At 38.8% G+C, this 13,825-nt stretch carries 7 protein-coding genes; 6 read left to right on the forward strand and 1 reads right to left on the reverse strand.

The genetic code is table 11. From position 1 onward, the window contains the following. Window positions 1-644: 644 nt before the first annotated feature. From ltrA to ACERII_RS12415, 6 genes are all read left to right on the forward strand, one after another. Window positions 645-2,075, forward strand: coding sequence for a group II intron reverse transcriptase/maturase (gene ltrA, locus ACERII_RS12390; protein ID WP_373642674.1), 1,431 nt, complete (start codon window positions 645-647; stop codon window positions 2,073-2,075). Between the two features lie 316 nt (window positions 2,076-2,391). Further along, a complete protein-coding gene (locus tag ACERII_RS12395) occupies window positions 2,392-7,245 on the forward strand; it encodes a S8 family serine peptidase (protein WP_373642675.1) in 4,854 nt (1,617 codons plus the stop codon). A 261-nt stretch (window positions 7,246-7,506) separates the two neighbouring features. Further along, window positions 7,507-9,129 carry a transglutaminase domain-containing protein gene (locus ACERII_RS12400; protein WP_373642676.1) on the forward strand — a complete coding sequence of 541 codons (1,623 nt, stop codon included), beginning with the start codon at window positions 7,507-7,509 and terminating at the stop codon, window positions 9,127-9,129. 325 nt (window positions 9,130-9,454) lie between these two features. Continuing rightward, complete coding sequence (locus ACERII_RS12405) at window positions 9,455-10,654, forward strand: VWA domain-containing protein (protein WP_373642677.1); 1,200 nt, start codon at window positions 9,455-9,457, stop codon at window positions 10,652-10,654. 417 nt (window positions 10,655-11,071) lie between these two features. Then, window positions 11,072-11,437, forward strand: coding sequence for a hypothetical protein (locus ACERII_RS12410; protein WP_373642678.1), 366 nt, complete (start codon window positions 11,072-11,074; stop codon window positions 11,435-11,437). 85 nt (window positions 11,438-11,522) lie between these two features. After that, window positions 11,523-12,122: a hypothetical protein gene (locus tag ACERII_RS12415; protein ID WP_373642679.1), complete on the forward strand. Its 600-nt coding sequence runs from the start codon at window positions 11,523-11,525 to the stop codon at window positions 12,120-12,122. A 56-nt stretch (window positions 12,123-12,178) separates the two neighbouring features. Here the strand turns inward: ACERII_RS12415 and ACERII_RS12420 are convergent, their stop codons facing one another. Then, a complete protein-coding gene (locus ACERII_RS12420; RefSeq protein ID WP_373642680.1) occupies window positions 12,179-13,444 on the reverse strand; it encodes a M48 family metallopeptidase in 1,266 nt (421 codons plus the stop codon). Window positions 13,445-13,825: the final 381 nt, after the last annotated feature.

Genomic DNA, 13,825 nt, shown 5'->3' on the forward strand with positions numbered 1-13,825 from the left:
TGCGCTTGGCAGCGTATCGATCTAACGGGTGAAAGTCCCTAACACGCCGAAGTGGCGGAAGTGTATAGCTGACAGGTAGTGCATGTCTGTGAAGAAATGTGCGGAGGTCCTGAAGGCAAACCTCGGAACAGACGACTAACCACCATGTTGGCTGACAGGATCGGATGACCTTGCAAAGGATGGGGAAGTCCAGTGCCACAAGAGGATTCTGTAAGTTATGAGGACTGGATTCGAGGGAAAGATAGATGACGTGACCCAAGGAGATCTCATCATTTCCATGAGTAGTGGTAACTCCTAAACAAGTCCGTGATGGGCAAGTTGGGATTATGAGTGGTGAGAAGTCAGAGCAGGGGATATTAGTGAATAAGCTCGTCGGAAAAGTCGTAATGACGAGTGACTTAGCACCGAGTTGTTAAGGCGAACCCTTACCCAAAAGGAAGGGATTTGATGCGAAGCCCGTCTGCCCATGGAAGAAAAGCTATTCAATTTAAGAAGCCGTCATGTGCCAAGTAGAAGCCAGTAAGGTGGAGCCGAAGAACTGGGGTCGAATAGAAAGTAGACCGCTTGGGGCGGAGTACTTTTTGGGGAACTCGGAAAATGCCATGTGCTAGTCGTCCGAGGGAGACAAAGGGAAGGATACGAACATGAACGAGAGATTAAATCAGAAGAATTTTCGTGAGGGAGTGGAGAATTCACAAAAGAGGAAATGGTACAGCCTTATGGATAAAATATGGGCTATATCTAACATGGAGGAAGCTTTCAAAGAGGTGAAACGCAATCTTGGTTCGGCTGGAATAGATGGAGTTTCTATTACTAATTTTGAATTTGGTGTGAAGGACAATGTACAAGTGCTTCAACGTGAAGTAAAAGAAAAGACCTATAAACCGAGACCGGTTAAGCGTGTGTTTATTCCCAAATCGGATGGAACACAAAGACCTTTAGGTATACCTACCGTGAGAGACCGTGTTGTTCAAGCGGCAGTAAGGCGCATCATAGAACCAATCTTCGAAGATAAGTTTCTGGACTGTAGCTTTGGGTTTAGACCTAATAGAAGTGCACATATGGCATTGGAGAAAATTCATAAGGATTTAATGGATGGATACGTATATGTCATTGATGCGGATTTAAAGGCATACTTTGATACAATTCCACAAGATAAACTAATCATGGGGCTACGTGAAGAAGTGGTAGATGGAAGTGTTGTTTGCCTCATTAAGAGTTTCTTACAAGCAGGGGTGATGGATGGAGGTAGCTTCTACCTTAATGAGAAAGGAACTCCACAAGGAGGAGTAATAAGTCCATTATTAGCAAATATCTACCTACATCCCCTTGATGAACTCATGACGAAACGAGGACATCGAATCACAAGGTACGCAGACGATTTCGTTATCTGTTGTAAATCACGAAAAGGGGCGGAGAGAGTTCTTAAATCGGTTACACGCTTTCTAGATGAAGAACTCGGATTAGTTGTACACCCAGAAAAGACAAAGATTGTAAACAACCTACAAGAACCATTCGTATTTCTAGGTTACGAATTCAAAAGGGGCTACTGGGTATCTCCATCCCCTAAAGCACTGAAGAAATTCAAAGCTAAGATTAAGTCTATAACGAAGCGAAATCAGACAGTAAATGTAGAGCAACTAACCAAAGACAAGCTCAACCCTTATATAAGAGGATGGGGAAACTATTTTAGTCATTTTTATGGGAAGACCATCTTTATTTTACTGGATACATGGATACGTAGAAGACTAAGGGCAGTCCAATTGAGAAGTTGGAGGAAAATCAAGAAACTGCATAGGCAATTGAGGAAGAGGGGGTGGAAAGGGGAACTCCCAGGTCTACGTATGTGTAGTTGGAGAAGCTCCCTTTCCACCCCAGTCCATACTGCACTACCTAATGAGTGGTTTGAAGAAATCGGTCTTATTTCTCTAGTGAAACTTACAATGAACATCATCCCCAAGAGGGATAATCATGGAGGAGCCGTATGCGATGACCCGCACGTACGGATCTGTGAGAGGCGCATGAGTAACTCATGCGCCTACTCTATTTTCACCTTTGAAAGTTGTTCTAGATAAAGGTAGGTGCTACTTTTTCTTCATATGGTAGGTGCTACCGTAAAAAAAGTTTGTTAGATTTACTAACTTTATTATGATAGTGAGTTAGAATTTCATAGAAATAATTGTAGAGATTTTTGAGGGTTATACACTATCTTTGCAATTATTTGTATGAATACGTCATTTATGCTCGAACTTTTTAGAAAATTTGAATATATTACATTATTGACAAAAATTAGTTAGTTTATATAAGATAACTTGGTAATCTAGAAATTTTTAGGAGGTGAAGGTTTTATTATAGAAAGGATATAGTAGAAGAGAGGGGAAAGGATTGAGTATGAGTAGAAAATATTTTGCTAGTTTATTAGTATTATTGCTTTTATTGTCGAACTTTTCGTTTGTAACAGCTGGAGCAGCACAAGGAAATTCCAACTTAGAAAAAGTGAGAGCACTAAGTCAACAACAGGAAGTGAGCTCACTTACAGAAGCTGATTCAAGCTTTGATGACACAGACATTGTTCGTGTCATTGTGGAACTAAGTGGTGAAACTCCTTTAGAATATGCAACAAAAAAAGACATGCTTTACAAGGAATTGTCTGAAGTTGAAAAAGTGACGTTAGAAACAAAGGTAGAAAAGGAACAAGATAGTGTAAAACAATTGATATCTACTGAAGATGTTAACTTTGATTACAAGTTTACCTTTACAACAAGCTTCAATGGTTTTAGTGGAGACGTTCCATTTGGTGATATTTCAAAACTTGAAAGTATCCCAGGAGTATCCTATGTGTATCTTGCGAATGAGTATAACCGTCCTGTTACTGAACCGAATATGGATCAAAGTCACACCTTTATTCAGTCAGCAAAGACATGGGCTGACGGTCAATTTCAAGGTGAGGGAATGGTTGTAGCAGTTCTTGACACAGGGGTAGATCCAGACCATCAGGATTTCAATATTACTGAAGGTGTTGAGGTCGCGCTAACAGAAGAAATAGTAAATAATCTACTAGACAAGCATGATTTAAATGGTCAGTATTTTAATGAGAAAGTTCCATTCGGATATAACTATTTTGATTTAAATAATGAGGTGTTAGATTTAGGTCCACATGCATCTCACCATGGAATGCACGTTTCTGGTACAGTAGCGGCAAATGGAGTACTTAAGGGAGTTGCTCCAGAAGCTCAAATACTAGGAATGAAAGTTTTTTCTAATGACCCAGAGTATCCTTCTACAACATCAGATATCTATTTAATGGCAATTGATGATTCTATTAAGTTAGGTGCTGATGTACTAAATATGAGTTTAGGATCAACAGCATCATTTTATGATCCAGAAAGTGCTGAAGATGTTGCTATTACAAGAGCAGTTGATAATGGTATCGTTGTATCCGTTTCTGCTGGTAATTCAGGACATATTGGGCGCAGTTATGCGAATCCACTCTTCCAGAATCCAGATATTGGTGTAGTAGGAGCACCAGGACTTAATTACGATACAATTCAAGTAGCAGCAAGTGGAAATGTTGCAATAAAATATGAACATGAAATCACACTAGACGGGCTTGGCGATTTTTCCGCTGTTGGTTATGGAATGGACAGTTGGAAAGAATTAGATGGCTTTGAACTAGTAGATCTGGGTGAAAAATTAGGAGGTAGTCTTGCAGATTACGAAGGTTTAGATGTGGAAGGGAAAGTTGTAGTTGTACCACGTGGAGGTTTTCCTTTCATTGAGAAGAATGAAGTTGCTAAAGCAGCGGGTGCAGCAGGGATAATTGTTCGGAACCACGATCCTTCAGCTTTTTTCTTTGATGATCAAGGTGGATGGAGATTAATTCCTTTTATGAAAATTCAGCATGCAGATGGTTTAGCTTTACAAGAAGCGATTGCAGATGGATATACAACATTAAATATTGAAGAATTAGTTTCAATTGAAGGACCACAGATGGGACGTATGACGGACTTCACTTCTTGGGGAACGACACCAAGTTTAGAACTGAAGCCTGAAATTACAGCGCCAGGAGGAAGTATTTATTCTACTATGCAGGGAGATACTTATGGAGTTATGAGTGGAACATCTATGTCTGCTCCGCATGTAGCTGGTGGTACGGCATTAGTGCAACAATACTTAAAAACGGACGAGAGATTTGAAGGTTACTCAGCTTCAGAGCGTACTCGTTTAGCCAAAACATTAGCAATGAATACGGCATATGTCATCGAAGACTTAAATGGACAACCGTTTTCCCCAAGACGCCAAGGTGCTGGGATGATGCAAACATACTACGCCGTGACAACGCCAGTATATGTAACTTCTAAAGATACAGGTGAAGCAAAAGTGGAGCTTTACGATTTTACAGATACCTCCATAAGCTTTACGCTAGAGGCTACTAGTTTGATAGACGAAGAGGTAACGTATAATGTTGACACTTCTGTATTAACAGACTCGTTCCGAGAAGTAGTTGTTGGGCCGTTACGTAATGCTCTTATTGCAGGTGACTTAATTGGTGCAATGGTTGTTGCACCTGAAACAATAACAGTACCAGCGAATGGTTCTGTAGAGTTCATAGTGGAAATCGATTTTTCAGAGGCGAAAATCCCTGGCTATACTGCTGATGGAGAAGTAACTTCAATGGAGTTAATGGAAGATATTTTTGTTGAAGGATTTGTTACCCTTTCTTCAGAAACAGCTCCTGAATTATCAGTTCCTTATTTAGGTTTTTACGGGAAATGGGATCGTCCATCTTTCCTTGATGGTTTAAGTATTCTTGATCAAGATCGTTATTACTATGCTCATCGGGATGCTGATGGTGAGAATGATGTAGTTAACGAAAGAGGGCAATTTTTACCAGCTCCATTTACTGCTGAAGATGGAAGCAAATTCTATGGAATAAATCCATATTACGAGGACAGCGTATTAACTGGTATTAATCCAATCCCAGCATTTTTACGAAATACGCGTGAAGTTCAATATAATGTTTTAGATGCAGATCAAAAGTTGCTGCGCCGTATTTTACTTCAACAAAATGTACGTAAAAACTTTGGTGCAAATCAATTTAATTTTGTAGCTGATCGTGCATGGGATGGAAAAGTAAGAGGAGAGCTAGTCGCTGACGGAAAATACTATTATGAAATAAAAGGAAAAGTCGATGCTCCAGGAGCAGAATTCCAATCGATAAAAATTCCAGTAATGGTTGATACAACTGCTCCAGAGGTGAATATTGAAGACTACGATTCTGAATCCAACACAGTAACATTTTCTGCTGTTGATGAAGGAGTAGGAGTGAGACAAATCTTTTTATTTGTAAATGATAACGAACCTATTGCGATAGAACCTGGGGAAACAAGCTATACATTGGAAGAACCATTGGGTGAGCAATCTGTTATCGAAGTATTCGCTGTTGATAAAGTAAACAATATTGGATTCGATGTTATATCGGTAGATGATACAGAAGTGCCATTAATTTTCTTGACGTCTCCTACTGCGTTTGGAGCATATAACACATTTGAAGTGGTTGTTGCAGGATATGTTACAGATGGTACTGTTGTGAAATCTATGTTTGTAAACGGCGAAGAAGTAGCATTAATGTATGATAGGGAAAACAATAATTACCTCTTCGAAACGACATTACTATTTGAAGAAGAAGGAATGCAAGAAATCACGTTGTCTGCATTTGATATCGCAGGAAACGAGTTTTCTATTGCTAGAAGAGTATATATTGACGTGACGAAACCAACTATTAGCGTAGAGTTACCTGAAACGGTGGATAATGATGTGGAAGAAATTGAAGCCTCTATCTTATTAGAGGATAATTTCCATTACTTATCATTTTACATTAATGATAGTCATGAATATCTCCTCTCAGCAACAAACGTAGCTGGTGGTTTATTGGATGGAGTTTCAAAAACCTATGAAACCACATTGTCATTAGAAGAAGGCATGAATACGTTTGAGTTCCGTTTAGTGGACTATGCCGATAATGTAACAGAGAAAACAGTAGAAATTTATCGCATACCTGCTAGTGAGACGGAGGAGCCAACTAACCCTGCACCACCACCGGTATCACCACCACCTGGGCCAACTCCAGAACCACCACCAGTGGATGAAAAAGCACCAGTGGTTGTTCCAATCTCGGAAAGTGATATTAGTGGGCAATTAAACTCAGAAACGAACGAGATAGTAGTGGATATTGGTAAAAATGCCGATGGTAAGAAGGTTGTTCAAGCAGAAGTTGAACCAACTTTATTAAAGAAAATAGCAGAAAGTGATAAATCGCTCATGATTCAGGCGGAACAAACTTCCTTATCAATTCCTGCCAAAGTATTATTGCAAATGGAAGAAAAGGCAGGCTCTAAAAAGGTATACATTTCTGTAGAAACTTTAACAGATGTTCATGTTCCAACTGGGCAAAAACTTCTATCACCAGCATATGATTATTCTATTTTTGTTAAGGAACTTGATGGTGCTAAAACAAAACTATCAAAATTCGTTCATCCTATCACAGTGGAAGTAACAGTTGATCCAAATAAGGCAGCGGACAAACAGAAAGTATCAGCATTTTATCTCAATGATAATGTATGGGATTATGTTGGTGGGAAATTTGAAGATAAAAAGTTCGTGTTCAAAACAAAACACTTTTCTACCTTTGCTATTTTTGAATTAAACAAAACGTTTAGGGATATTTCTTCACATTGGGCCAAGGATGAAGTAGAAGTAATGGCTTCTAGGACGATAATTAAAGGTACTTCAGAAGAGTTATTTGATCCTAATGCGAACATTACTAGAGCTCAATTTGCAGCTTTACTAACACGTGCGCTTGGATTAGAGAAAACTTCTTATAAAGGAACATTCTCCGATGTTGGGGGAAATGCATGGTACGCACTTGAAGTAGAGGCAGCCCAACAAGCAGGAATTGTAGAAGGGTATTCAAATAAGTTTTCTCCTAATGCAAACATTACGAGGGAAGAAATGGCTGTTATGATTTTAAGAGCGTATGAATACTATTATGAAGAAAGTGTTGCTGTTTCAGGACAAGTAGCATTTACAGATAAGAGTGCAATTTCTTCATGGGCTCTTGAAGCAGTAGAAGCAGCTAATGAGTTAGAAATTGTAAAAGGTAGAACACCTACTACTTTTGCACCAAAAGATAATGCAACGAGAGCAGAGGCAGCTGTGATGCTTTACCGTTTATATTTTAGGTAGCAAGAGCAGCTACGATGTGCTAAAGCACAACGAGGAAGCAGCGGGGACGGTTCTCGCTGCTTCTTTCGTTTGGCGAAATGAATAAAGGTAGGTGCTACATTTTTTCTTTTTGGTAGGTGCTACATTTTATCCATTTGGTAGGTGATACCTTTAAATTTTTGGGATGGGGGATGTGTGGAGTTGACTCTTTTTCGGTTATTTTGCTTGTCATTTTGTGTGTCGGTAGTCTTTATCATAGGCTGTTCTAGTGAAGATGAGGTTATGGAAGATTTAAACGCTACTGATGAACTGGTTATAGAGGAGTCGGAGTCAGAGCAAGTGGAAGAAAGCAATGCTGAACCATTGCATCTTTTGGCGTATGCGGAGGAAGTGGACTTTCAACTACATACACCAGATACGAGTGCGTTTGATGTCCATACTATTGTAAAAGTGGAAGGAACAGTAAACAAAATAAAGGAACTAACAAGAAGTGAATTGTGGATCATTGTAAAATTTGAAAATAGAATAGAAGATTTGAAGACAAATGAGTTTCATTATTATGTTCCTGTGGAGAGTAATGGGTCCTTTGTTACTGATCTACAACTACATCATGGCTCTGGAGAATATGATGTTTTCATAAGAGTTCCTAGTATTGATCCTGAGGAAGATAATCTTTATTATGAAGTTGCAAAATTTAAAGTCACCAATCTAGATGAAGATATACAAAGAGAGGTTGAATACACACTCAGAGGGTTAAAAGAGGGTGTCGTTTTATCAGAAATCGTACGTGGTTTTAGTGAAGCAAAGGAAACTATCACAATCGAAGGTACGGTTCCAGACAATTATCAGGCAAAGGTAGTAATGGTAAATGTTCAAAAGGATAGAGAGTCTCAACACATTTCGTTGCCAATAGAAGAAGGGCGGTTTTCTGGTGAGGTACCATTATATTTTGGAGAAGGTATTCATTATATTATGGTACAGACACATGACAGTGAAGAAAACTACTACTATGATGCAGCAAGTTTTTATGTAGATAATACCTCCGCTAGGGATTTTGTTGAGGTGGAGCTATATCGAGAATTTTTAACAAATGAAATGGAGTTCTTTGAGCCAAACTTGTTTGTAGCTAAGCAGCTTAGTGACATTACTTATCGTGTTGAAGGAGAAATTGATCCTCAAATGCCAGGTGCAGAGGAAATGTCTCATGTGATTGTAACTATGAAAAAGACGGATGAAAAGGATGCAGATGTGTTATACATTATTCCTGTTGAAAACTATCGTTTTGCAGGAGATGTTTATTTCCGATTTGGACCTGGGAACTATGATGTTACGATGAATTTATTAGATACCGATAGAGAAGGTCCTTCTGTATTTTATTATAGAGGAATAAAAAAATTTACACATCATGTTCAAGATATAGAGGATAAAAGAAGCTTGTTACCATCGCGTGGTATTGAATCGGATCATCCCCAAATAATAAACAAAGCGAATGAACTAACAAAAGGTATTTCTGGTGAACGTGAAAAAGCCTTAGCCATATATGAATTTGTTTCAAAACACGTCTCCTATGATGTGCAAAAATGGGATGAACTTATCTTTGATATTTCAGACAGTGCTCTACTGACTCTTGAGTCTGGAAAAGGAGTTTGTCAGGACTACGCTTATCTAGCCATTGCTTTATTTAGAGCCATTGGAATGGAAGCCAATTATATTGAAGGCTATGCTGGTGGTCGACATGCATGGGTGGAGGTAAAGGTAGATGGAGAATGGCTAGTGATGGATCCTACATGGGGTGCGGGATATGTAGATAAGGGAGAATTCGTACCAGATTATCGAGAAGATTATTTTGATCCAGAGGCTGCGTTTTTTGAAGAGACACACAGAAGAAATGGCATAGTTTACTAATAAGCGGTAGCATCTACCATTTGGAGGTAGGTGCTACCACTGATACTATTCGAAACGATAAAGGATGACGTTTATGAAAAAGTATTGCTCTATCAAATCTACCACTCTTTTTTTCTAACTAATAATCGTACTGTTTTTAGTAGTTAGTGGATGTAGTAAAAATGAGGAAGAGGTAACGGATATAGGCTCAGAAGAAGATCTTGAGCATGAGGAAAATGACTTAGATAACAACGAAGAAAATGAGAAAGAAGAAGAAGAAACGCTGCCAGAGACAGGTGGCGGGGAAGATGATGCCCAGGCAAAAGTAAATATCTTTGAAAATATCTTGCCAGTACCTGAAACGTTAGAGGAAGTTGTAGCTTATCCAACGGGTGCTATCTCTGGACAACGATTTCGTGATGACCCGGAGCGGTTTCTTCCTCTTTTAGATGAATTACCGGTATTGGGTGAATCTGCAACGGAGGAAGAATTTGAGACATTTTTCAAAAAGTTTCTGTTATTAGTGGCAGGGGACTATCCAGGCCCAGAAAATGTTTTACGTGATTCTAAGATAAGTGCTTTCGGAGATGAAGAGATAGAGGATGAGCGGTTTCATTTTCGTAATCAGTTAAATGTGCAGATTATTTTAGATGTAAGCGGAAGTATGGCGGCCTACATTGACGGAAAGCAGATGATGGATATTGCGAAAGACTCTATTCGAGAAGTGACGTTTTCTCTGCCTGAAGGTACGAATGTAGGATTGCGTGTATATGGTCATAAAGGGGACAGCACAAGGGATAGTAGAGAACTCTCTTGTTCAAGTAGTGAATTAGTTTATGATATCAAACCATTAGTTCAACAAGAGTTTAACAGTGTTTTAGACCAATTTCGTCCAACTGGCTGGACTCCATTAGCTCTTTCCATAGAAGAAGCTGTAAAGGACTTTGAAGGATTGTCCAGTGAAGAGAACACGAATATTATTTATCTGTTAAGTGATGGGATTGAAACATGTGACGGTGATCCAGTTTCGGCTGCCAAAGCAGCTGCTGATTCGGAGATCCGACCGATAATTAATGTGATTGGATTTAATTTGGATCCACAACGTCAGAAGGAATTGAGAGAAATTGCAGAAGCAGCAGACGGTAGCTATAGTGATGCGATGAATGAAGAACAACTTTTAAATGAGCTCCGTACTATTCAAATAATGGCAGAACGATGGGATGAATGGAAACGGGATGCTATCAGTGATGCTACTACTACTTTGCGTCATCATCGGATGGTAGATATTCCACACTATATGAGCATTTGGTATGACAATATTTTTGCTGAACGTGCTAACTTCTTGTCCATACGACGATATCTCCTTGATGAAGGGAAAATCACTCGTGAGGCAGCAAATTATCTTAGTGATAGAGCGGAAGAGCGTATTAGTCTGTTACGAAGTTTGAGAAAGGGATTAAGGGCTGAGTTACGTGACGAAGCGGAACGGATTTACGATGAGGGTATTGGCGAGATTGAAGAGGAGTATAACGAGGGAGATGAATGATGAGGTAATTCCGCAAGCGTATTTTACGTCTTGCGGTACCTCTTGCAGTGAGTAGTATCGTCATTGAAGTTGGAGGTGAGTTATTCATTGAATTATAGGCAAAGGAAGAGTTTTTTTCGAAGAATCTGTGCTTTTTGCTGTTCTAATCATTAGCTTTCATATTTTGCCAGAGATTGCTCTAGAGATGACCCAAGGGAACCCCATTCATTACACCTGGATCCCCAATGACCCCTGGAAATCCGATGACCCCTTGGAATGGAACAAGTGGGCGAATTACCCTTCAACTAGATTGCCATACGACTTTATAATAAGGATTTCACAGTAAGTGGAAGAACATACGGTAATAATACCTGGGAAACGCGCCGATTAAACGTATATCGTGGTGATGTGACTACTAGGGGAGGACGATTTGCGAATATGCCTGACTCTCTCCGTCAACATGTAGACACAAGGTATGCTGATGGGAGCGCGTTAAATCAGCAATTCAATTTCCTAAATAGCAACAATATATCAGCGATGATAGGTGACCGACAATGGAGAAATCCATTAAATATGGATTGGATGAAAAGCAGTGTGCGTGGAGGTGGACTAGTAGGTCTTGTTTTAATTTCTCTAAGTAATATCTATGATTATTCACCATGGGGAAACAACTCGAATATAGGGTATGTTAGTACAGATTTTACTACCGCTATTTTAACTGACCTAACTTTGGGGGCAACGACCACTGCTATTACAGGAGTAACAGTTGTAAAGAATGCAGGAAATGCGATTTCGAATGGCTAGAGTAATATGACAAGCAAAGTCTCAAGCCTTTTTGGTTCCTAGTGGCGTGGTAATATATCCTTAAAACTAACAGCAGGTGATATTTATGATAAAACAACACAATGTATATTGGATTCAAATACTTCCATTATTGCTTGGTGGTAGTGCTTTACTGTTTTCAGAATGGGATACCCTTTTGGCATCCATCTATTTGACTATAAATGGATTATTATTCCTATTGACGATCTACAGTTATATGACATACCGGCATAATGATCCTAGGTGGTATGCGCTTATCTTGGTTGTAAATGGAAATGCTGCAGCATTTTTCACTTTCATGTCATCATGGCGACTCTTAGGAGAAACTCTCTTAGTCGGAGGAATCTACTTTTTCATTTATATTGTCAGTCTCATTATTGTCCACGTTCATAATGAAAAAGTGGCAAATGCCATTTTCGGTTTATCAAAAAAAGGAAAGTGGTTTCTTTGGATCACGTTAGGTGCCTTATGTATTTCTCCTAGTACTTATGCAGGTGCAAGAGCATTAAGTGGTATAGGAGGTAGTATTGTTAGTATTATCTATTCTATTTCATTTTTTGCCATAGCAATATTCTTTATTGCGGTGTTTCACTCTCTGACTGTCAAAATGAGAAAACCAAACTGGAGAGTTCAAGGGGATACCAAAGATATTGATCTGGAAGATTAAGAAGGAAGCAGTGAGAACCGACCCCACTGCTTCCCACTGCTTCCAAATCTGTTTGATTAGCGTGCTTCTAATACACTTATTATGTCGTCATCATCCATATCCCAAGCATGATCAATTGCTCTGTATCCATCAAAATCTTCTATGTCGGGATTCGCTCCAGCATCTAATAGAAACGTAACTAACTCTGCATCACCATTTACTACTGCATTCATTAATGGTGTCCAGCCATAATTGTCTTGAATATTTACATCTGCACCTGCACTGATAAGAACTTGAGCTACCTCTATATTTACTGCGTAATGAAGAGGTGTTTCACCGAAATACTCATCTTGCTCATTAACATCTGCGCCTTCTAAAAGGAGAAGTTCCACTTGTTGAGTATCGCCTTCCAATGCGGCTTCCTGTAAAGGAGTTAATTCAGGCAACAAGCTGTCTTCCCAATTTTCTATTTGATTCGCAACCTCATTACTGACGTATATGATTGTTCCAACAGATACCCCTATAGAAATGAATGTAACAAGGATGACTCCCAATACAGCAGCTTTACTGTGCAGCTTCAACTGTACCGTCGTTTCTTTTTGGGTAAATTCTTCAATGAAATACATTCGTTTTGATAATGGTGGATGAGTGGACAATAATTCCGTTAATATTACCATTATCCCTTTTTTCCTGTTGTATTGCTCTAAGTACTCTTTTTTATTTACTCTTTTGAAAAGGTATTTCCCTGTAGCTAAAACCATCAACGCGTTGATTCCTGCATCTGGTTTTTGTGTATGATGAACGGCCATGCGATCGCACGTTACTTCGCAAGCTCTTGAATAGGCTTCTCCTAAAAATGGAATCCATAATGCTGGAAAAATGAATAAGCTTTTTGCGACATGGTTTCTTTCCACATGAGCTAGCTCGTGTGCAAGGATAAATTCCACTTCATCAAGAGACCCAAACTCTACTAATTCAACGATATCTGAATAGAGAACCACAATGTTTTTCCCGAATAATCCAAATATTCTTGAAGCAAAAGCATTAAGGATACCGCCGGATTGAAGGATATACACCTCTGGTACGTTTGCAATTCCCATGTTCGATGCTATCTTCTTCGTTTTTTCATATAAGTCAGGAAATTGATTCTCGGTTAATTCGACTCCATTTAATCGAACATGTGTCATAGAAATACTATGAGAGATTAGTGTAAGAAACGCGATAAAAGCAAGAAACAAAATACCTACCACCGATACTGCTAAAACAATAACAATAGTAATTGAAAAAAATAGTGCTACGGCAAATAATAGGTTTTCTCTTTGATGGACAAGCTCTTTGTTCATTCTTTCTTTTCCTCTTTCTAAGGCAAATAGTAACATAGAACTAGTTACTATTTCCTAACTATTATAATTGACTAAGAGAATTATAGACCAATTAATGATAAAAGAGAATATATATTTTTCTAGGATTCTCGCCCTTCTGGTAAAAATCAACACTGTCCTTTAACATAGCCTTTTATAAAATTCAGTAGATCCTCTAATTGGACTTACTCAATTTAGACCTATAGATATGTTAGTAATTGTCATTGACAGAAGCACATCCATCTCGTAAGATGAATTTATACATTTGAATAGTTCTCCTAAAGGGGAGTAGCTTTTACAACAAAGTCGTCATTTCGGAGTTTTCATGCTCTCGGTTTTGTTGGCAACGAACGTTGTTAGCAA

This window comes from Evansella sp. AB-rgal1 (assembly GCF_041820985.1).
In the GTDB taxonomy this organism is placed as follows: Bacteria; Bacillota; Bacilli; order Bacillales; family Salisediminibacteriaceae; genus Evansella.